Annotated in this window: 16 protein-coding genes; 10 read left to right on the top strand and 6 right to left on the bottom strand. The window is 67.3% G+C overall.

Features of this window, described 5'->3' with window-relative positions; translation table 11 throughout:
* Window positions 1-36 precede the first annotated feature (36 nt).
* Entirely contained in the window at window positions 37-522 is a 486-nt protein-coding gene (locus tag ACLBWH_RS03250) for a hypothetical protein (RefSeq protein WP_447796757.1), read from the bottom strand.
* A 292-nt stretch (window positions 523-814) separates the two neighbouring features.
* Between ACLBWH_RS03250 and ACLBWH_RS03245 the strand changes: the two genes are divergently transcribed.
* A complete protein-coding gene (locus ACLBWH_RS03245; protein WP_447796755.1) occupies window positions 815-3,778 on the top strand; it encodes a TonB-dependent receptor domain-containing protein in 2,964 nt (987 codons plus the stop codon).
* 94 nt (window positions 3,779-3,872) lie between these two features.
* Window positions 3,873-5,126 (top strand): aspartyl/asparaginyl beta-hydroxylase domain-containing protein, encoded by a 1,254-nt coding sequence (locus tag ACLBWH_RS03240; RefSeq protein WP_447796753.1) that lies wholly within the window; start codon window positions 3,873-3,875, stop codon window positions 5,124-5,126.
* Here the strand turns inward: ACLBWH_RS03240 and ACLBWH_RS03235 are convergent.
* On the bottom strand, window positions 5,123-6,568 hold the full coding sequence (locus ACLBWH_RS03235; protein ID WP_447796751.1) for a tetratricopeptide repeat-containing sulfotransferase family protein: 1,446 nt from the start codon (window positions 6,566-6,568) through the stop codon (window positions 5,123-5,125). The genes ACLBWH_RS03240 and ACLBWH_RS03235 overlap by 4 nt on opposite strands.
* A 210-nt stretch (window positions 6,569-6,778) precedes the next feature.
* Between ACLBWH_RS03235 and ACLBWH_RS03230 the strand changes: the two genes are divergently transcribed.
* The 6 genes from ACLBWH_RS03230 (at window position 6,779) to ACLBWH_RS03205 (ending at window position 16,291) form a co-directional block, all read left to right on the top strand.
* On the top strand, window positions 6,779-9,259 hold the full coding sequence (locus ACLBWH_RS03230) for a glycoside hydrolase family 9 protein (RefSeq protein ID WP_447797468.1): 2,481 nt from the start codon (window positions 6,779-6,781) through the stop codon (window positions 9,257-9,259).
* Between the two features lie 35 nt (window positions 9,260-9,294).
* Window positions 9,295-11,388: a right-handed parallel beta-helix repeat-containing protein gene (locus ACLBWH_RS03225; RefSeq protein ID WP_447796749.1), complete on the top strand. Its 2,094-nt coding sequence runs from the start codon at window positions 9,295-9,297 to the stop codon at window positions 11,386-11,388.
* A 94-nt stretch (window positions 11,389-11,482) separates the two neighbouring features.
* Window positions 11,483-12,598 (top strand): Gfo/Idh/MocA family protein, encoded by a 1,116-nt coding sequence (locus ACLBWH_RS03220; protein WP_447796747.1) that lies wholly within the window; start codon window positions 11,483-11,485, stop codon window positions 12,596-12,598.
* A 94-nt stretch (window positions 12,599-12,692) separates the two neighbouring features.
* Complete coding sequence (locus ACLBWH_RS03215; RefSeq protein ID WP_447796745.1) at window positions 12,693-14,999, top strand: GH92 family glycosyl hydrolase; 2,307 nt, start codon at window positions 12,693-12,695, stop codon at window positions 14,997-14,999.
* A 111-nt stretch (window positions 15,000-15,110) separates the two neighbouring features.
* A complete protein-coding gene (locus tag ACLBWH_RS03210) occupies window positions 15,111-15,578 on the top strand; it encodes a sterol desaturase family protein (RefSeq protein ID WP_322847718.1) in 468 nt (155 codons plus the stop codon).
* On the top strand, window positions 15,575-16,291 hold the full coding sequence (locus tag ACLBWH_RS03205) for a fatty acid desaturase (RefSeq protein WP_447796742.1): 717 nt from the start codon (window positions 15,575-15,577) through the stop codon (window positions 16,289-16,291). The genes ACLBWH_RS03210 and ACLBWH_RS03205 overlap by 4 nt, the downstream gene beginning before the upstream one ends.
* A gap of 11 nt (window positions 16,292-16,302) precedes the next feature.
* On the opposite strand, the gene ACLBWH_RS03200 is transcribed toward ACLBWH_RS03205, so the two are convergent.
* The gene (locus ACLBWH_RS03200; protein WP_447796741.1) at window positions 16,303-16,920 is read right to left on the bottom strand and encodes a TetR/AcrR family transcriptional regulator; all 618 of its coding nucleotides are present in this window, start codon (window positions 16,918-16,920) and stop codon (window positions 16,303-16,305) included.
* A gap of 120 nt (window positions 16,921-17,040) precedes the next feature.
* Here ACLBWH_RS03200 and ACLBWH_RS03195 point away from each other — a divergent pair, with 120 nt between their 5' ends.
* Entirely contained in the window at window positions 17,041-18,057 is a 1,017-nt protein-coding gene (locus ACLBWH_RS03195) for an MDR family NADP-dependent oxidoreductase (RefSeq protein WP_447796739.1), read from the top strand.
* 14 nt (window positions 18,058-18,071) lie between these two features.
* On the opposite strand, the gene ACLBWH_RS03190 is transcribed toward ACLBWH_RS03195, so the two are convergent.
* The 3 genes from ACLBWH_RS03190 to ACLBWH_RS03180 form a co-directional block, all read right to left on the bottom strand.
* Window positions 18,072-18,953 (bottom strand): MlaA family lipoprotein, encoded by an 882-nt coding sequence (locus ACLBWH_RS03190; protein ID WP_447796737.1) that lies wholly within the window; start codon window positions 18,951-18,953, stop codon window positions 18,072-18,074.
* Between the two features lie 202 nt (window positions 18,954-19,155).
* Window positions 19,156-19,785, bottom strand: coding sequence for a hypothetical protein (locus ACLBWH_RS03185; RefSeq protein ID WP_447796735.1), 630 nt, complete (start codon window positions 19,783-19,785; stop codon window positions 19,156-19,158).
* Window positions 19,786-19,814: 29 nt separating this feature from the next.
* On the bottom strand, window positions 19,815-20,120 hold the full coding sequence (locus tag ACLBWH_RS03180; RefSeq protein WP_038660502.1) for a hypothetical protein: 306 nt from the start codon (window positions 20,118-20,120) through the stop codon (window positions 19,815-19,817).
* Between the two features lie 148 nt (window positions 20,121-20,268).
* On the opposite strand from ACLBWH_RS03180, the gene ACLBWH_RS03175 reads away from it, so the two are divergent.
* On the top strand, window positions 20,269-20,955 hold the full coding sequence (locus tag ACLBWH_RS03175) for an HAD family hydrolase (protein ID WP_447796733.1): 687 nt from the start codon (window positions 20,269-20,271) through the stop codon (window positions 20,953-20,955).
* Window positions 20,956-20,971 lie beyond the last annotated feature (16 nt).

Genomic DNA, 20,971 nt, shown 5'->3' with positions numbered 1-20,971 from the left:
TATGGCAGCCGGCGTCGCGCCGGGCCAGCGCGGCGATCAGCGCAGCCGATGCACGCGCACTGCACGCCGGCCCGGTGCGTTGGCGATATAGCTGCCGAGCGGCCCCGCCTTGATCGTGACGACATCGCCTTCTCGCAGGCGCACCATCGCCTGCTCGGTGGTCTCCCACATGCCGCCGTCATCCAGCGTGAAGCGCATCAGTCCGCCCGGCAGTCCCGTCGACGATCGCAGCGTTCCCACCAACTGTTTCAACTGTTCGTCGTCCTCGCCATCGCCGAACAATTTGATCGAGGGCAGCGAAAAGCCAAACATCGACCGCTTTGCTTTTTGGACTTCCTGCCGATCGAGAACGACGATGTCCTTCTTGCGGCGGGCGTCATCCATCGCCTGTGCAGCGCGATCGTAACAGGCGAGGCGCGCACCATTATCGGCGACTGTCCGACATTGGGTGAAAGTCTGCAGCAGGTCCGGCCCTGCAGGTGGCGCCGCCAGCGCGCCGGCGAGCAACAGATAGGTCAGCATGACGTACCTCTATCCTTAACAATTAGGGCAACTTTGTTTCCATTCGTTGCCGAAAAACACGACAATGCCGCTGTCAGATCAATTGTGACGGAAATATCACTATGGTTTTACAATCAGATACGGACACCGATTCCTCATTGTATGCATGCAACCGCACTGCAACAAAAATAGCACGACCGAGCCACAAAAGCCGGTGCGATCGGGCCGCCCGGGGGGGTGGCTCGGACACAAAGGGGATCTCATGACGCTAAGCCTTCGTTCTCATCTTCTGAACACGACCCTGATCGTTGGGGTGGCATTGATCGGGTCGCCTGCCTTGGCGCAGACCTCGCCGCTGACGCAGGAAACCCAGCAGAAGTCGGACGATCCCAATGCTGCACCGCCCGCGGCGGAAGGCCAGGACATCGTCGTCACGGGTACGCTGATCAGCAACCCGAACCTCGTGTCGTCGACCCCGGTCAACACCGTGTCCGAGAACGAGCTGACGTTGCGCAACGTCAACAACGTCGAACAGATCCTGCGCGAGCTTCCCGGCCTGACGCCGTCGATCGGTTCGGCCGTCAACAACGGCACCGGCGGCTTCTTCACCGCGAACCTTCGGAACCTCGGTTCGCAGCGCAACCTGGTGCTGCTCGACGGCGATCGGATCGTCCCGGCGGCCGCCGGCGGCGCGGTCGACCTCAACAACATCCCGACCGCGCTGGTCCAGCGCGTCGACGTGCTGACCGGTGGTGCATCGACCACCTACGGCGCCGATGCGGTCGCCGGCGTGGTCAACTTCATCACCAAGAAGAACTTCGCGGGGATGGAGGCTTCGGCCAGCCAGCAGATCACCGAGCGCGGTGATTCCAACTACTTCCGTGCCGACCTGACCGTCGGTGCCAATTTCGACGATGGCCGGGGCAACGCGGTGCTGAGCCTGGGCTATCAGGAAGCCGATCCCCTGTACCAGGGTGCACGCGACATCTCGGTCTATGGCATCGGTTCGGGCAACGGCGTCGCCTCGGGCTCGTCGCGCACCGGCGTGCCGACCACGCTCAGCTTCACCAATGCGCAGGCGTTGCGCGCCGGCCTCTCGACGGGCGTCGTCCAGGTCAATCCCGCCGGCACCGCGCTCGTGCCGTTCTACAGCGGCTTCAACTTCAACCCGTACAACATCTTCGCCACGCCGTTCAAACGCTACAATATCTTCGGCCAGGCGAACTACGAGATCAACGACAATCTCGAAGTCTACACGCGCGGCATGTTCTCGAAGAACACGATCCAGCAGATCATCGCACCGTCGGGTATCTTCGGCGAGGCGCTGACCGTGCCGGGTTACAATCCATATCTGCCGTCGGGCCTGCGCGATCAGCTCTGCCTGATCAACAACGTCGCGCTCGGTGCCGCCTGCAACACCAACGCCGCGCTGACGCTGCCGGCGGTGTATCGCCGGTCGACCGAACTCGGCCCGCGCGTCTCGACCTACACGACGACGATGTTCGACTATAAGGCGGGGCTGCGCTTGCGCTTCTCCGATCACCTCAAGCTCGATGTGTTCGGTGCGTATGGCGAGAGCGACCTGAACCAGACCCAGTCGGGCTACGTCCTGCGCAGCCGCGTCCAGCAGGCGCTGAACGCGACCAACACGACGAGCTGCACCGTCACGACGAACGGCTGCGTGCCGCTCAACCTCTTCGGCGCCCAGGGTTCGATCACCTCCGATCAGGCGAACTTCCTGAACGGTCAGAGCACGATCCAGATTCACACCGCGCTGTCGCAGGCGAAGGCGGTGTTCAACGGCGATTTCGGCACGACCTCGCCGTTCGCCAGCGAGCCGATCGCGTTTGCGGCCGGTGCCGAATATCGCAAGTACAGCTATCGCCGCGATCCCGACGCCTATGCGCTGTCGCCGGGTGAGCTCGGTGGTGCCGGCGGTGCGGTGCTGCCGTTCGCGGGCAGCTACGACGTGCGCGAAGTGTTCGGCGAACTGATCGCGCCGCTCGTCGCCGACAAGCCGTTCTTCCACTCGCTGACGCTGGAAGCGGGCATCCGCTATTCCGACTATAAGGTGCAGGCGGCGAACAACCCGAGCTTCAACGCGACCACCTACAAGGCGGGCGGCAGCTTCGAGCCGGTCAAGGAAATCAAGTTCCGCGGCGTCTACCAGCGTGCGGTCCGTGCGCCCAACATCGCCGAACTGTTCTCGCCGTCCTCGACGGGGCTCGACAATCTGTCGCCGGGTCTCGACCCCTGCGTCGGTGCGCGTCCGCTCGCCAGCGCCAACCTCGCCGCCGCCTGCGTCGCGCAGGGTGCACCGGTATCGGCGATCGGCACCATCCCCGAGCCTTCGGCGGGCCAGCCGAACGTCACCGGTGGCGGCAGCCCCTCCATTCTGCCGGAGAAGGCCGACACCTACACGCTCGGCGTCGTGGTGCAGCCGCGCGGTATCGTGCCGGGCCTGAGCATCGCGGTCGACTATTTCAACATCAAGGTGAAGAACGCGATCACCTCGGCCACGCCGGCGGATATCCTGTCGGAATGCTTCGGTACCAACCCCTCGGCGATCACCGCGGCGCAGGCCACCTCGGCCTCGTGCACGGGAATCCGCCGCAACGCGACCAACGGTGGTCTCAGCGGCTCCAGCGCGACGGTGGCGGGTCTGCCGCAGCCGCTCACCAACCGTGGCCGCCTGCGCACCGACGGCATCGATCTCAACGCCAATTACGCGCGTGATTTCGGCGATGTCGGGCTCAACCTCGGCTTCCAGGGCACGTGGACGGCGCACAATTACTTCCGCGCTTCGCCGACCGCCTATGATCGCGACTGCGTCGGCTATTACAGCACGAGCTGTTCGTCGATCCAGCCGGAGTTCCAGTGGAACCAGCGCACCAGCCTGACCTTCGGTCCGGCGACGCTGTCGCTGCTGTGGCGCCATATCGGCAAGGTGCGGTACGAAGCGCTGGCCCCCGACGCGGTGCAACGTCAGGTCACGACGCCGCTGTTCAGCGGTGTGGTCACCGGGCCGACGCCGCTCGCCGGCGGCACCTACAACTTCAACCAGATCAAGGCGTACAACTATCTGGATCTGACCGCGCAGATCGAGGTGAACGATCACCTGACCTTCACCGCAGGCGTGCGCAACCTGCTCGACAAGAAGCCGCCTCTGGTCGGTTCGACGGCCGGTTCGACCGCCTACAACAGCGGCAACACCTATCCGTCGACCTACGACGTGCTGGGTCGCCTGTTCACCGTGTCGGGCAAGCTGCGCTTCTAAGCGCCGCCGTCCGTCGAACGGACTCAAGGGGCGGCCTTCGGGCGGCCCCTTTTTTTATCTGGACTTACCACCTTGTTGGATCGAGCCTGACGCGATGACCGATCTACCTCAGCGCGCCCATTCGCTCGCCACCGAGGCGATGACCGCCCGCCAGCGCGGCGATGTCGCCGCGGAGCGCATGCTGCTCGACCAGGCGCTCGCCCTCGCGCCGGCGCATCCGCAATTGCTCAATGCGCGTGCGATGCGGGCGATGGCGGACGGCGACCTGCAACGGGCGCTGGCCGGCTTCGCCGCCGCTGCTGCCGCCGATCCTGGCGAACCCGTGCTGCACGTCAACCAGGCGACGGTCTATCGCATGATGGGGCGCGATGAGGACGAGCAACGCGCGCTGGAGGCCGCATTGGCGATCGATCAGCGCAACTTCACCGCGCACTTGCGCATGACCGAGCTGCATCAACGCCGCGGCCGCGAGGTGGAAGCGGCGCAGGGATGGTCCGGCATCGTGCAGATGGCGGCGGCGATGCCCGACCGGCCGCCGGCGGTCGACGAGGCGCTCGCCCGCGGCCGCGCCTTCCTGGCAGATCATACCGAGCGGCTCGGGCGAGAGATCGACGGCGCGCTGGGCGACGCGGTATCGCGGCGGATGGCGGCGTGCGTCGATCACATGCTGGGCCGCCGGGCGATCTACGCCAACCAATGCGCGGGCGTGCACTTTCCCTTCCTGCCCGCCGACGAATATTTCGAACGCTCGCTTTTCCCGTGGTTCGCTGCGCTGGAGGCGCGGACCGCGGCGATCCGCGACGAGGCCCTGGCGCTGCTGCGCGACGGGAGCGATGCGATCCGCCCCTATGTGCGTCAGGCGGCGGGGACGCCGGCCAACCGCTGGTCGGGCCTCGACGGCAACGCCGATTGGAGCGCCTGCTTCCTATGGGAATATGGCGTGCGCAACGATGCGGTCTGCGCGCGCTGCCCCGAGACCGCCGCCGCGCTCGCCGCGGTGCCGCAGAGCGACATTCCCGGCAAGGCGCCGACCGCCTTCTTCTCGATCCTGCGCCCGCACGCGCATATCCCGGCGCACACCGGCGTCACCAATACGCGGGCGATCGTGCATCTGCCGCTCGTCGTGCCGGACCAATGCCGCTTCCGCGTCGGCGGCGAAACGCGTGCGTGGCGCGAGGGCGAGGCGTTCGCCTTCGACGACACGATCGAGCACGAGGCATGGAACGACAGCGACGCGCCGCGCATCGTGCTGATCTTCGACGTCTGGAACCCGCATCTGACCCCGGCGGAGCAGACGATGCTCCGGCAGGTCTTCCATATCACCGGCCAGGGCGGCGTCGCGCCCTAGACGTCGCCGCCCAGCGTCGCGATCAGCGGTTGCAGGTGGCGCGCATAATGGCGCCAGCGGCCCGACGAGCGCTGATGCAGCCGCTGGCGAACCTGCCAGACGCTGGCGGTCCGCACCGGACCGTCGGCCTGTTCGGGGTGCAGCACGCCATCGTCCCAGGGCAGATCGCAGAAGGCGAGAACCTCTGCCATCACCGGACCGGGATCGGCGACCAGCCGGTCGTAGGACACATCCAAGATATCGTGCGGATACAGGCTGCGCCAATGCGCCATCAGCCGTCGATATTGCTCCACCCAATGCGCGATATGGCGCAGATCGTGGCCGTAGCTGATGCTGTCGTCGAAATAGAGGAAGTAGATCGACAGCGCCATATCCAGTGGATTGCGCGTCGTGTTGATGATCTTTGCGTTCGGAAACAGACGCTTGATCAGGCCGATGTGCAGGAAATTGTCGGGTCGCTTGTCGGTGAGACGATCGACGTCGCCGAATTGTCGGTACGCTTCGTCCCGATATTGCGCGCGCATCGTCGCGAGCGCCGCGGCGGGCAGATTCCGCAGCGCCTCGGGTGACCCCAGCGCGGCGGCGAAGGCGGGCACGATCTCCAGTTCGCCGCCCTTGGTTATGCGCGGATGACGCGAGAGCATCTGTTCGATCAGCGTCGAGCCCGATCGGAACATGCCGCAGATGAAGATCGGCGGTTCTGCATCGTCGGTGCCGGCCGGAATGGGGCGGGGCGTCGCCGCGATCGTCGCCTCGATCAACGCTTCCTGTCGCCGCGGATCGTAACGATAGCCGGGATGCGCGGCTTGCAGCGCCGCCCGGTTCGCCGCGGCAAACGCCGCGAAGGCTTCGTCGTACCGGCCTTGCGCATCGAGCGCCGCGCCGAGCGCGAACCCGGCTTCGGCCGCGTCGGCTGGCGAAAGGCCAAGACGGGCGAGCGCCTGCCGTAGTGCCGGAAGTGCGACGTCGGCGTGTCCTTCGAAAATGTCGATCGTCGCGATCCGGGCATGCGCGCGACCATTGCCGGGATCGAGCGCGAGCACCTGCGCATAAGCCTCGCGCGCGGCGGCCGGATCGCCGGCGTCCTCGTGAAGGTTGCCGAGATTCAGCCACGCCGCGACGAACGTAGGCGCCAGCGCCAACGCGGCGTGCAATTCGATCACCGCATCGCCGATCCGCCCGCAATATTCCGAGAGGATCACCGCGCGGTTGAGATGCACCTCCTCGGGCCGATCGATCCCCGCGGCGAGCGCCGCGCCATACGCCGCCAGCGCCTCGCCGAACTGGCGGTCGCAGCGCAGCAGATAGCCGAGATTGTACCAGCTTTCCGCATCTCCCTGGTCCGCTTCGATCACGGCGCGGCAGGCGGTAATGCCGTCTTCGATCCGTCCGTTGCGCAGCGCCGTCGCCGCCCGGGTCCGCCATTCGGCAAGCGTAATCATGGGGTTCGTCATCCTGGCCACGATCATCAGGCGCTGCGGTTCGAAAGTCCATTGCCAGCGCATCCCGGCGCCGCGCGAAACGCGCCGGTGTTTTTCTCCACCGGCGCATTGCCGGATGGTAGCGCTATCGATAACGTGTGGAAAAACAGCGACATAACGATCCGCCGGCACAAGACCGGCTCGACACCTGGAGGGATGCTTGTGGCACGAATGATTTGGAACGCCTTGCTCGGTTCGGCGAGTATCGGCGTCATCGCCGGCGCGGTGCATGCGCAATCGCTGACCGTCACGCCGTCCGAGACGCTGGAGACGCAGGGGCTGACCGTCATCGTCGATCAGAACCACTTCAGCCCGATCTTCTTCGACGAGAAGAACGCCGGCATCCAGATGGTGCTGCATGGCGAGCGGATCGCGACCGACGGCGCGGTGCGGCTGGATCGCACGCCCGAGCAATGGGCGCCGGTCCCCGCCTTCGTCGGCCGGACGCGCGGCAGCGAGCCCAACCAATTGGTGGTACGCTCCGCCTACGCGCAGCAGAAGCTGTCCTATAGCGTCAAGGTCACCGCCGAGCCCGGCGGCTTCCGCATCGCGGTCGATCTCGATCAGCCGCTGCCGGCCAGCCTCGCCGGCAAGGCGGGGTTCAACCTCGATTTCCTGCCGACCGCCTATTTCGGCAAGACCTATCTGGTCGATGCCGCGCCGGGGCTGTTCCCGCGCCACCCGACCGGCCCGATGGCGAAGGACGGTTCGGGTGACCCGCTACCGCTCGGGAGCGCTACCAAGACGATCACGCTCGCGCCCGAGGATCCGCTGACGCGGGTCAGCATCACCTCCGACACCGGGCCGATCGATCTGTACGATGCGCGGGCGCGAGCTCAGAATGGCTGGTTCGTCGTCCGATCGCTGATCGCCACGGGCGCGAAGGAGAATGCGGTCGTCTGGCACGTCCGGCCGAACGTGGTGAAGAACTGGACGCGTCAGCCGGTCGTCTCGTTCAACCAGGCCGGCTATACGCCCGGGCGGCCCAAGGTCGCGCTGATCGAGCTCGATCCCAATTTCAAGGCGCCGGCCGAGGCGGAACTGGTCCGGCTGACCGCCGACGGCGGCAAGCAATCGGTGCTCCGCGCCAAGGTGCAGTCGCGCGGCCACTGGACGCGCTACGATTATGCCGCCTTCGACTTCTCGTCGGTGCGCGAGCCGGGCCTGTATGCGATCAGTTACGCCGGGCAGACGACCAATCCGTTCCGCATCGCCGCCGACGCTTATCAGCGGATCTGGCAGACCTCGCTCGACACGTTCATCGCCGAACAGATGGATCACGTCGGCATCCGCGAGCAATATCGCGTCTGGTCGGCGCCCTCGCATCTGGACGACGCGCGGCAGGCACCGCCCAACATCACCCATTTCGACGGCTATAAGATGGGGCCGAACCTCGATTCGCCGTTCAAGGCGGGCCAGCACATTCCCGGCCTCGCGGTCGGCGGCTGGCAGGATGCCGGCGATTACGACATCCAGACGCCGGAAAATGCGGCGGTGACGCGCGACCTCGTCTGGGCGCGCGAATTGTTCGGGCTCGACTGGGACGAGACGAGCATCGACGAGGCGGCGCGCAAGGTCGAGATCCGCAAGCCCGACGGGGTCGAGGACGCGGTCCAGCAGATCCGTCACGGCACGTTGCAATTGCTCGCGCAATACAAGGTGTTCGGCCACGCGATCGTCGGCATCGTCGATCCGGCGCTGCGCCAGTATGCGCATCTCGGCGATGCCGGATCGCAGACCGACAATCGCCTCTACGACGCCAAGCTCGGCGCGGAGGAGATCAAGGGGGGCGCGTCGGGGACGCCCGACGATCGCTGGGCGTTCACCACCGATCTGCCCGCCAACAACCTCGCGGTGGCCGGCGCGCTGTCCGCAGCCAGCCGGGCGCTCGCCGCGAGCGATCCGAAGATGGCGGCGGAGGCGCTCGCCGCCGCCAAGGCGCTGTGGACCAAGCAGCAGGGCGGGGTGGTGAAGGCCGGCGACGGGCGCGACGATTCCTCGTCGCCGCGCTCGGCCGAGGCGGCGAACGTCGTCGCCACCGTCGAGCTGCTGCTGACCAGCCGCGGCGATCGCGTCTATGCCGACCGGCTGCGCCAGTTGCAGCCAGTGATCCGGCAGAACTTCCCCTGGCTCGCCGGCGCGGCGGTCCGCGCCATCCCGTTCATGGGGGCGGACTATCGCGCCGCCCTCGTGCCGCTGGTGCAGGACATGAAGGCGAAGGCGGACGGCGGCATGACCAACAATCCGTTCGGCGTGCCGATCGCCGACGGCACATGGGCGGGGTCCAACCAGGTGGTCAGCTTCGGCACGACCATGTACCTGTTGCACAAGGCCTTCCCAGAGATCGTCGGCACCGCCTATACGCTCAACGCGATCGATTACGTGCTCGGCCGGCATCCGGCGAACAACCTGTCGCTGGTCTCGACCGTCGGCACCGCGTCGAAGCTGATTGGCTATGGCCACAATCGCGCCGACTATAGCTTCATCCCCGGCGGGATGGTGCCGGGCGTGCTGATCGTCAAACCCGATTATCCCGAGGCGAAGGTCGACTGGCCGTTCCTGTGGTTCGAGAACGAATATACCGTCAGCACCACCTCCGCCTACATCCTCGCGGCGCGCGCGGCGATGGCGGTGGCGTCGGAGACGCAGTGAGGGCGGGGGCCGGCAACGGATTGGGCAAGGACGGGATGCGGCGGTATCGGGCGCTGACGGTCGCGGCGGTCATCCTCACGGCCATGCCGGCGGGGGCGCAGCTTCCCGCCGGCCCGATACTGCCGCGCGTCGCGCCGCCGGCGAACGCGACCGGGCCGCACCGGATCGTCATCCCCAACCGGCCAGACCCCGTGCCGATCGTGCTCCACGTCGCGCCGAACGGCACCGACGGGGACGGATCGGCGGCGCGGCCGTTCGCCAGCCTGACGCGTGCGCAGGCCGCGGTGCGGCAGCATAACGGCGATCACGACGTCACCGTGCGGATCGCCGCCGGCACCTATCGGCTGGCGACGCCGCTGCGCTTCACCGCCGACGATGGCGGGCAGAACGGCTTCACCGTCCGCTGGGAGGGGGCGGCGGGCGCCTATCCGATGCTGTCGGGCGGCGTGTTGGTCGGCGGCTGGCGGCTGGCGGATCGCACGCGCGGCATCTGGGCGGCGTCGATCCCGCGCGGCAGCGATCCGCTGCAACTCAGCGTCGACGGTCGGCTCGCGCACCGTGCGGCGATCGAAATCCCGCGGGCGGCCGTGACGTTCGCGCCGTGGGGACTGACGATCACCGATCCGGCGTGGCGCACGCTCGCGCAACTGCCCGGCCAGCGTCGCATCGCGATCGAGGGGATGAGCTGGTTCACCCACCGCCATGCGATGGTCGAGCGGATCGAGCGCGACCGGATCATCATGCAGCAGCCCGGCTGGCGCAACAATCTGGTCGGCTACGACACGTTCGCGCGGCCGGTGTCGGCGGAGGTGGCGCGCATGTTCCTCGTCAATGCGCTCGCCTTCCTGCGCGAGCCCGGCCAATTCTATGCCGATCCCGCCGCCGGGCGCCTCTATTACAAGCCGCGCGCCGGCGAGGCGATGGACCGGGTCGCGGTCGTGCTGCCGCGGCTCGACCATCTGCTGTCGATCGCCGGCAGCTACGACCGGCCGGTGCGCGACCTGCAGTTCCGCGGGCTGGACTTCCGCGACACGAGCTGGCGGCAACCCGCCGGGCCGGAGGGCTATGCCAGCCAGCAGAGCGGCTCCTATCTTTCCGGCGAGCTGCCCGATTATCCCGCCGATCCCATCCGCGATTGCAGTTGGGGCTGCCGCCCGTTCGAGGCGGTGCGCAACCGCTTCCACCAGCAGCCCGCCGCGGTGCAGGTCGCGGCGGCGAGCCGCATCGTGTTCGACGATGACCGGTTCGCGCAGCTCGGCCAGGTCGCGCTCGGCATCGGCAACAACGCCGACGCCAACGCCGCCGCAATCGGCCTGGGCACGAGTGCGATCGAGGTGACGCGCAGCCGGTTCACCGATCTCGCCGGCGGGGCGATCATGGTCGGCGGCGTCCAGCCCGACGCGCATCATCCCGCCCGGCCCGAGATGGGGCTGCGCGACATCCTGATCCGCAACAACCGGATCAGCGGCGTCTCGCGCGACTATAAGGAGCAGTCGGCGATCCTGGTCACCTATGCGTCGGGCACCGTCATCATGAACAACGACGTGTCGGACGCGCCGTATGACGGGATCGACGTCGGCTGGGGCTGGGGGACCAACGATCCCGGCGGCAGCGCCGAATATTGGCGCGGGCAGCGCGGCTATTACGATGCGCCCGGCAACCGCGTCTACGACACGCCGACGACGCTGCGCGATACGGTGATCGTCGGCAACCGCGTGTCGCGAGTGAAGCAATGGTTTCCCGACGGCGGCGCGATCTATCATCTGTCCGCCGATCCCGGCGCGCTGATCGCGGGCAATTACGTGTCCGACATCGCCGGCTCGGGCGGCATCGCCATCTATCTGGACGAGGGGTCGCGTTACGTCACGGTCCGCGGCAACGTCGTCGACCGGGTCGGCGGCGTCTGGCTCAACCTCAATACGCAGGACCATATCGCGCCCAGGCGCACCGCGATGGACAATCGCGCGATCGGCAATTGGTACAATTCCGGCCGGCTGCAGGGGAATTGGACCGACTATCTGAACAACGTCGCCGAGCAGAACGTCGCCGTCGCCGGGGACGCCTGGCCGGAGGCGGCACGCAAGGTGATCGCGGCGAGTGGGGTGCAGCCGGAGCCGCGGCGCCCCTGATCGCCCGGCCGTCGAAGGGATGGTGCGGTGCAACGATCGCACGGGCGCTTCGTTCGTCCCGGCATCCCCTTTGCTCGATTAGAAAGGCCGAAACATGTTCGGACACACCAAGAAGGTGCGCTACGCCGTCGTTGCCGGCGGCCAGATCTCGCAGCAGGCGTTCATGCCGGGCGTCGCGCGCACGAACAATTCCGAGCTGGTGGCGCTGGTCACCGGCGATCCGGTCAAGGCCGACAAGCTCGCCAAACTCTACGGCATCAAAGCATGGACCTACGAGCAATATGCCGAGCTGCTCGCCTCCGGCGAGATCGACGCGGTGTATATCGCGACGCCCAATTTCCTCCACATGCAATATGCGGTGCCGGCGCTGGAGGCGGGTATCCACGTCCTGCTCGAAAAACCGATGGCGTCGAGCGTCGCGGAGGCCGAGCAGATCCTCGCCGCGCAGAAGACGCGCAATGCCAAGCTGATGATCGCCTATCGCCTGCACCACGAGCCGGGCACGGTCGAGATGATCACCCGCGCGCGCGATAAGGAATTCGGCGAGCTGCGCAGCTTCGTCTCGGCCTTCGCGCAGAACGTCGCCGAGGCCAATTCGCGCGGCCACAACGGTTATTGGGGCGGTCCGGTGCCGGACATGGGCACCTATCCGCTCAATGCGGTGCGCAACCTGTTCGGGCTCGAGCCGATCGCGGTCCACGCCGTCGGCACCAAGACGCCCGATCGCGGCTTCAACTTCCACGACACGGTCGCGGTGACGCTGCACTTCCCCGGCGAACGTACCGCGCAATTCACGGCCAGCTACGCCACCGCCTCGTCGGAGTTCTTCGAGCTGATCGGCACCAAGGCGAGCATCTACGCCTCGCCGAGCTTCATGTTCGGCCCGAAGATCGGCATCCGCTACGTCGAGAAGACCAGCGAGGGCAGCAAGACGCACACCTTCGATCCGGTCGAGCAATTCGGCAACGAGACGCAATATTTCTCGGACTGTATCCTCAACGACAAGCATCCCGAGGCGGATGGCGAGGAAGGCCTGCTCGACATGCGCGTGCTGGCCGCGGTCGAACGCTCGCTCGAAACCGGCGAGACGGTGACGCTTGAGCCGATGACCCGCAGCCGCCATGTCGAGCCCGACCAGGCGCTCACGCTCAAGCCCGCCAAGGAACCGGGCGAGGACGAGATGATCAGCATCATCCCGCAGTCGGCATAAGCGGGGCGGGGCGGGCGGGTCGGCAGCGAAGCCTGACCCGCCCGCCGTGCGGACTGGCCTTTCCCCGTCGCGCGACACCTGCTTAACTCGCTGCATGCGCACCGCTTTCCTTCTCGCCCTGCTCATCTCCGGTCCCGCCTTGGCGCAGCATGCGGGGGCGCCGATCGATGCGGTCGATCCGATGATCGGCACCGCCGGAGAAGGGCATACTTTCCCCGGCGCGACCGCGCCGTTCGGGATGGTTCAGCTTTCGCCCGACACCGATACCGGCTGCGAGATCCGCGCCTGCTACGGCCATGCCGCCGGCTATCGCTACGAGGATCCGACGATCCAGGGCTTCAGCCACACCCATTTCTCGGGCGCAGGCCATTCCGACCTCGGCGACGTGCTGGTCGCGCCGCAGGCGGGGACGGCGCGTCTCGATCCGGGCGATCCCGCGCGGCCCGGCTCGGGCTATCGCTCGCGCTTCGATCATGCCAGCGAGACGGCGCGGCCCGGCTATTATGCGGTGACGCTCGCCGACGGCGGCATCCGCGCCGAGCTGACCGCCGGCACCCGCACCGGCGTCCACCGCTACACCTTTCCCGCCGGCACGCCGGCGCATCTGGTCGTCGACCTGCGTTCGTCGCTTTATAATTATCCCGGCAAGATCCTGTGGTCGGGGCTGCATCTGCGTCCCGACGGCACGCTGACCGGCTTTCGCGAGACGCGGGGATGGGCGCCGGGCCGCAAGCTCTATTTCGCGATGCGCTTCTCCGCCCCGCTGACCGGCTATGGCTTCGTCGATCGCGATACCGCGGTGACGTACAAGGGCTTTCAGGGGCCGGGGCGGGGCAGCGAGGCGGTCGCCGAGAAACTCGGCAAGGCACTGGAGGCGCGGCTCGATTTCGGCCCGCTCGCCGCCCCGCTGGAGGTGAAGGTCGCGCTGTCCGGCGTCGACGAAGCCGGCGCGGTCGCCAATCTGGAGGCCGAGGCGGGCGGCTTCGACGCGATCCGCGCACGCACCGCCGCCGCCTGGACGCAGGCGCTCGGCGCGGTCGAGATCGCCGCGCCCGCGCCGATGCGCCGCACCGTCTATACCGCGCTCTACCATGCCCTGCTCGCACCCAGCGTGTGGAGCGATGCCGATGGCCGGTATCGCGGGCCGGACGATCAGGTGCATCGCGCCGACGGCTTCACCTTCCGCTCGACCTTCTCGCTGTGGGATACGTTCCGCGCCGAGCATCCGTTGCTGACCCTGGTGCAGCCGACGCAGACCAGCATCGACGTCGTGCGCTCGCTCGTCGCCAGCCGCCAGTTCAGCCCCGACGGCATCCTGCCGGTATGGCAGTTCGCCGGACGCGAGACCTGGACGATGATCGGCTACCACGCCGCGCCGGTGATCGCCGACGCCTATCTGAAAGGCATCCGCGGTTTCGACGCCGATGCCGCGCTCGACGCGATGGTCGCGAGTGCAGACCATGCGCCCTATGGCGGGCTCGGCGATTATATGGCGCGCGGCTACGTGCCGATCGACAAGGAGCCCGAGGCCGCGTCGAAAACGGTCGAATATGCCTATGACGACTGGACTATTGCGCGGATGGCGCGGGCGATGGGGCGCGACGCGATCGCTGCCCGGTTCGAGAAACGCGCCGCCAACTGGCGCAACAGCTTCGACGCCAGGACCGGCTGGCTGCGCGCGCGCCTGTCGAGCGGCGCGTTCCGCACCCCCTTCGATCCCACCGCGATCAATTATGGTTCGGATTATACCGAGGGCAATGCCTGGCAATATAGCTGGTTCATGCCGCAGGATCAGGCCGGCCTGTTCCGCGTGCTCGGCGGCGATGCGAAGGCGATCGCCAAGCTCGATGCGATGTTCGACTATGACAATTCGAAGCTCGACTATAGCCATGCCGAGGATATCGCCGGGCTGATCGGCCAATATACCCACGGCAACGAACCCAGCCATCACGTCGCCTATCTCTACGATTATGCCGGGGCGCCGTGGCGGACGCAGGAGCGGCTCGCGCAGATCGTTGCGTCGCAATACAAGCCGACGCCCGACGGTCTGGCGGGCAACGACGATCTCGGCCAGATGTCGGCATGGCTCGTCTTCACCGCGCTCGGCTTCTATCCGGTCGCGCCGGGGTCGAACGAATATGTCATCGGCCGGCCGTTCGTCGATCGCGCGACGCTCAACCTGCCCGACGGCAAGCGCTTCGTCGTCGTCGCCGACGGCCTGTCGGCGACCAATCGTTATATCGCCGCGGTGACGCTGAACGGCACGCCGCTGGCGCGCAGCTATCTGCGCGACGCGGAAGTGCGTGCCGGCGGCGAATTGCGCTTCACAATGGCGGCGGTTCCGAACACGCGCTGGGCGACGGCGCGGGCGGCGCGGCCCTTCTCGATGTCCGCGCGATGACCGCAGGGTGCGCCGAACCGCCACTACAGCCTTGTTTGACCGCGGTTATGGCATAGATACTCAAGACGTCGTCCTCCCCGAGTGATGGCTCGGACGCGATAGGAGTAGGCGGTGGCCTGGTACGAGAAGCTGGCCGTGGTTGTCGGCATGGTGCTGTTCATGGAATGCTTCGCCTGGGCGACGCACAAATATGTCATGCACGGCTGGGGCTGGGGCTGGCATCGCTCGCACCATGAGCCGCACGACGGCGCGTTCGAGAAGAACGACCTGTACGCGATCACCTTCGCGGTGATCGTCGTCACGTTGTTCGTCGTCGGCCTGCGCTGGGAGCCTTTGTGGTGGGCGGCGCTGGGCATCACCGTCTATGGCGGCATCTACGCCTTCGTCCACGACATGATGGTCCACCAGCGCTTCGGCATGCGCTGGGTGCCGCGGCGCGGCTATTCCAAGCGGCTGTTGCAGGCGCACCGGCTGCACCATGCGGTGAAGGGCAAGGAGGGCGGCGTCAGCTTCGGTTTCCTGTTGGCACCCAATCCGGCGAAGCTGAAGCGCAAGCTCGCCGATCGCGTCGGGCGATGAGCCCGGATCGGGGCTCGACGCGCTTCAGCCTGCTGCTCGCGGCCGCGATCGGCGCGGCGTGGCTCGCCATCCATATCGGCGGCATCTTCTTCTGGCAGTGGCAGGTCGCGACGGTGCCGGTCGCAATGCTGCTGATCGTGGTGCAGGCGTGGCTGAGCACCGGCCTGTTCATCGTCGCGCACGATTGCATGCACGGCTCGTTCGCGCCGGGGCGTCGGGCGTGGAACGCGGTGGTCGGGACGCTGTGCCTCGGCGCCTATGCCGGCCTGTCCTATCGCGCGCTCTATCCGATGCATCACGCGCATCATGCCGCGCCCGGCACCGAACACGATCCCGATTTCCACGCCGCCGCACCGCGCCGCGCGCTGCCGTGGTTCGTCCATTTCTTCCGCGGTTATTACACGCACGGCCAGATCCTGCGGATCACGCTGGCGGCGGTCGTCTACATGCTGCTCGGCGCGTCGCTGCTCAACATCGTGCTGTTCTGGGCGGTGCCGGCCGTGCTCGCGCTGGCGCAATTGTTCCTGTTCGGCACCTATCTGCCCCATCGCCACGGCGAGACGCCGTTCGCCGACACGCATAACGCGCGCAGCAACTCGCTGTCGCCGCTCGCCTCGCTGGCGACCTGCTTCCACTTCGGCGCCTATCACCACGAACATCACCTCAGCCCACAGACCCCGTGGTGGCAGCTGCCGCGCATCAAGCGCGGCTGACCGCCAAAGGGTTAACCGGTCGGCAGGCCGACGAGCCGGAAGCCATGATCGACGATGCGGCGGGCGAGCACCGCGCTGCCGCCATATCGGCTGGCGTCGAGGATCACGCCATGCAGTGCGTTGAACAGGAAGACGGCGGTGAACCGCGGGTCTTCGAGCCGCCATGCCCCCGCCGCATCGCCGGCGGCAAGTAATTGCGTCAGACCGTCGATCAGCGGATTGTCGGCAAGACCGGCGTGGGTCGGCGGCGGCACGTCGTGGAACACCATGTCATGCAACGAGGCGAACGTCGCATAGCCCTCCGCGCAAGCGGTCAGCCAGGCGGCGAGCCGGCCACGCCAGTCATCCGCAGCGACGCGATCGACTGCGCTGGTGATGATGCCGCCGACCCGCTCGGCGAACCGCAGGCGCAACGCCGCGACGACATCCTCCTTGGCGGTGAAATGCAGATAGAAGCTGCCCTTCGCGACGCCCGCCCCCGACGTGATCTGCTCGATCGTCGTCGCGGCGACGCCGTGGTCGAGGAACAGGCGCTCGGCAGCGTTCATCAGATCGTCGCGGCGTTCGTCGGCGGGCTTGGTTCGGGGTTTGCTCGGCACGTCGGGTCCCATGATGCTGCTGGCTAGCATCCCTGCCGCGAAAACACCGGTAGGAGAAGAGCACCAAGTGTTGACTGACTACCAGTCATAACGGTATCAGCGTGATTGTCTGGCGCGTCGTCGACGCGCCGGTGATCGAGGGAGCCGCGAATGACCAGCATGCCGATGTGCCGCCAGGTGCGCCTCGCGCGCCATCCGGACACGATGATCCAGCCGTCCGACCTCGTGATCGCCGAAGCGCCTCTGCCAACGCCGGGTCCCGACGATGTCGTCGTGCGCAACCGCTGGTTCCGCATTTCAATCTCGACGCGCCTGATGGCCGATCGCGATGCCCAGGCGGTCGAGGGGATACCGTTCCCCGCGCTCGCCCCCGGCGATGCGCTGGCGGACGGCGCGATCGGCCAGGTGCTCGCCTGTCCGCCGGACAGCAGGCTTGCGGTCGGCGACTTCGTCTCGCACCCGTTCGGCTGGCGCGACCATGCCGTCGTGCCGGTCGGGCAATGCGTGGCGCTGGGACGCGGACCGATCGAACCGGCGGCCTATCTCGGCCATGGCTGGACGGCCTATGCGGCGCTGACTCGCGGTATTCAGGTCCGCCCCGGCGATACCGTCTTCGTATCGAGCGCCGCCGGTGCGATTGGATCGATGGCCGGCCAGATCGCCCGGCGGCTCGGTGCCGCACGGGTGATCGGCAGCACCGGTAGCCGCGACAAGGCGGACTGGATGCTCGCCGAGCTCGGCTATGATGCGGCGGTGCTGCGGCGCGGCGCGCCGGTCGCCGAGCAATTGGCGGACGCGGCGCCGGGCGGCATCGATGTCTTCGTCGACATGGTGGGGGGCGAGCAACTCGTCGCCGCGGTCGGGGCGGCGCGCGAGGGTGCGCGCTTCGTGCTGCTCGGCGCACTGACCGCCGAGCTGGACCGGCAGGGCGCCAGCATCGTCGCCCCCGCGGCGCTCGACTCGTTCCAGCTCATCCTCAAGGACATCACGATGCGCGGCTATAGTGCCGATCGCGACATCGCCGCCTTCGCCGAATGGATCGCGTGGCAGCGCGACGCCGGGCTCCACTTCGCCCGGACGATGGTGGCGGGGTTGGACGATGCGCCGCGCGCGCTGCACGATGCCTGCGAGGGGCGGATGCGCGGCGTCGTCATCGTCGCGCTATAGACGGGCCGTCCGGCTTACGGCGCCGTCTTCACCTCGCGGCCGCGTTCGTCGATCGGAGCCTTGGGGGCTTCGGACATCGGGCTCGAACTGCCGGTGCCGCGGCCGCGGAGATGGTCGATCTCCGCCTGGCGACGCTGCAGGTAGAAGGTGCGGGTGTTGGCATAGGGATCGGCGGCATCTTCGTGCAGCGTACGCAACGTATCGTCGAATTCCGAACGGTGATCGAGCACGCCGAGCACCGCGGCGGGGATGACGAACGCCGGCCTGGTCACGCGACGGCCGGCGGCGATCGGCAGGACGAGCCGGTCGACACCGCCGCCGATCAGGTCGCGCACCGTCGTCGGGCCGACCAGCGGCAGGAACATGAACGGGCCGGGCGGCACGCCGTAGAAGCCGAGCGTATCGGCGAAGCCATTGCCGCGGCGGGGGAGTTTGAAGGGCTTGCGTTTGGCGATGTCGAAGGCGCCGAGGAGCCCGATCGTGGTGTTGATCCCGAAGCGGCCCACCGTCTCGACCGCCTTGCCGATCTTGTGCTGGAGCAGGAAATTGACGAACACCACCGGCTCGCGCAGATTGTAGAGCACGTTGTGGACGCCGTCGCGGAACGGCTTGGGCGCGGTCTTCTTATAGGCGCGCGCGATCGGTGCGACGAGCGCCTTGTCGACCGCCTCCGTCGCCTCGAACGAGCGTTCGTTGAGCGCACGCAGCGGATCGATCTTGGCGGAATTCTCGCGTGCGGTGACGACGATGTCGGCGGAGTCGGTAATCGTCGGTTCGACGCGGCGGGTGTCCTGTCCCGGTTCGGGCGGCACCACCGGCATGATGGGTTCGGCGGGCAGCGGCGCGATCAACGGCGTCGTGACGGGATCGGCGGGTAATTGCGACTCTTGGATCACCGGTGCGGAAGCAAGCGCCGATACCGTCGTCCACAACACTAGGCTCAGCATACCACCCCATCAGCCGCTTTCGACAATTGTAGGCGGACGAGGACGATCAACCACAGCCGGGCTTAACAAGCCACCAAGAAGCGGTGGCGCGGGCGACGATCCGTGCAAAAAGTGCCGCTCCCGCCGATGATCGGCGGAAGCGGCGGGGTCGTCAGAGGCGAGAACCGGTGGTGTAGCGCGCGCGCTCCTCATGGACCTGCTCGGCGGTATAGGCCGGGGCGGTATCGTCGAAGCTGGTCCAGCCGGTTTCGCGATAGCTCGCGCCGCGGCTCTGCGCGTCGACCGAGCGGTTGCGCTCGAGCACGGCTTCGGCCTCGCTCACCAGATCGTCGGGCACCTTGGCGCTGACCAGCGAACCGCCGCGGCGGACGCCTTCGGCATAGACGTGCGCGTCATTCTCGTCATGCCCTGCGTTCTTGAGCGCGCCGACGATGCTGCCCGTCGCCGCGCCGCCGGCCGCGCCGATGCCGGCGCCCGCTGCGGTCGCCGCGAGCCAGCCGGCGGCGACGATCGGGCCGAGGCCGGGAATGGCGAGCAGGCCGAGGCCGGCGAGCAGGCCGCCCGCACCGCCGAGCACGGCGCCGGTCGATACGCCGCGGCTGACGTCGCCATGGTCGTTGATGCTGTCGTCGTCCTGATCGACATGGTCGCCGTGGCTCTTGTCGGCATTGCTGGCGACGATGCTGAGATGATCGTGGGGGACGCCGATCGCTTCGAGCTCGCGGATCGCGGTGGTCGCATCGGCATAGTCGTCGAACAGGCGCGTGATGGTCTGGGTCATGAAATCTCTCCTGAAAACGTCGTTTTCGATCAGCGGCTGGTGACGTTGCCCTTGTAGTCGAGCATAACGGTCGCGCGCTTGCCGGCCTTCATCGCGGTGCCCTGCCACAGGCCGTCGCGCTTGGTCAGCTTGGTGATGCCGGTATAGCCCGCCTTGGCGAGACGACCGCGCGCCTGATCCTCGGTGAAGGAGTTCGCGCCCTTCGCCGGGGCGGCGATGGTGTGCGGTGCGCCGTTCTTGACGGCGGGGTTGTGCGAGCCGGTCTGGGCGGTCTGCGCGACGGCACCACCGGCGAACAGGGTCATGGCGGTTGCCGCGATCACATAGCGAAACATCGAACGTCTCCTCTTCAGATGCCGGCCAACGCGCGGCATCGGGAAAAGGGGACAAGTCGCTGAAAAGGAACGTTCGCGTTCGATCGCTGGTTGGCGATGGGACGAGGTGGCCGGTGGCGCCGCCGCTCCCCCAATCACCGGAGGCACCATGCCCAACAAGATCAAGGCCATCCTTTTCGACATCGACGGGACGCTGGTCGACAGCAACGATCTCCACGTCCTCGCCTGGGAAGAAGCCTTTGCCGGGATCGGCGCGCGCTTCGACCGCCAGACGATCCACTACCAGATCGGCAAGGGCACCGACAAACTGGTGCCGACGCTGCTCCCCGAACTGGACGACGACGCGGTCGAGCAGCTCGGCGACGCCCACGGCAAGGCGTTCAAGACCAAATATCTCGATCAGGCCAAACCCTTCGCCGATGCCCGCGCCCTGCTTGCGCACGCCCATGGCAACGGCCAGCAGGTCGTCCTCGCCTCGTCCGCGTCGGGTGAGGAGCTCGACCATTATCTCGGCCTGCTCGATGCCCGCGATCTGGTCGGCGAGGCGACCAGCGGCGACGACGTCGAGCAGACCAAGCCGGCGCCCGACATCTTCGCCACCGCGCTCGCCAAGCTCGACGGGCTCGACCCCGCCGAGGTGATCGTCGTCGGCGATACGCCCTATGACATCGAAGCGGCGGCGAAATGCGGCATGGCGGCTATCGCGGTCCGCTCCGGCGGCTTCCCCGATGCGGTGCTGGAACGCGCCGGCGCGGTCGCGATCTACGACGATGCCGCCGCGTTGCTCGCCGATTATGCGGGGTCGCCGCTCGGTGCGGAAGGCAAGGCCGCCTGAAATTTGCCGGCCGGAT

Source organism: Sphingomonas sp. M6A6_1c, from assembly GCF_053345135.1.
The sequence above is the reverse complement of the archived record's forward strand: the minus strand, read 5'-3'. Positions and strand labels throughout refer to the sequence as shown.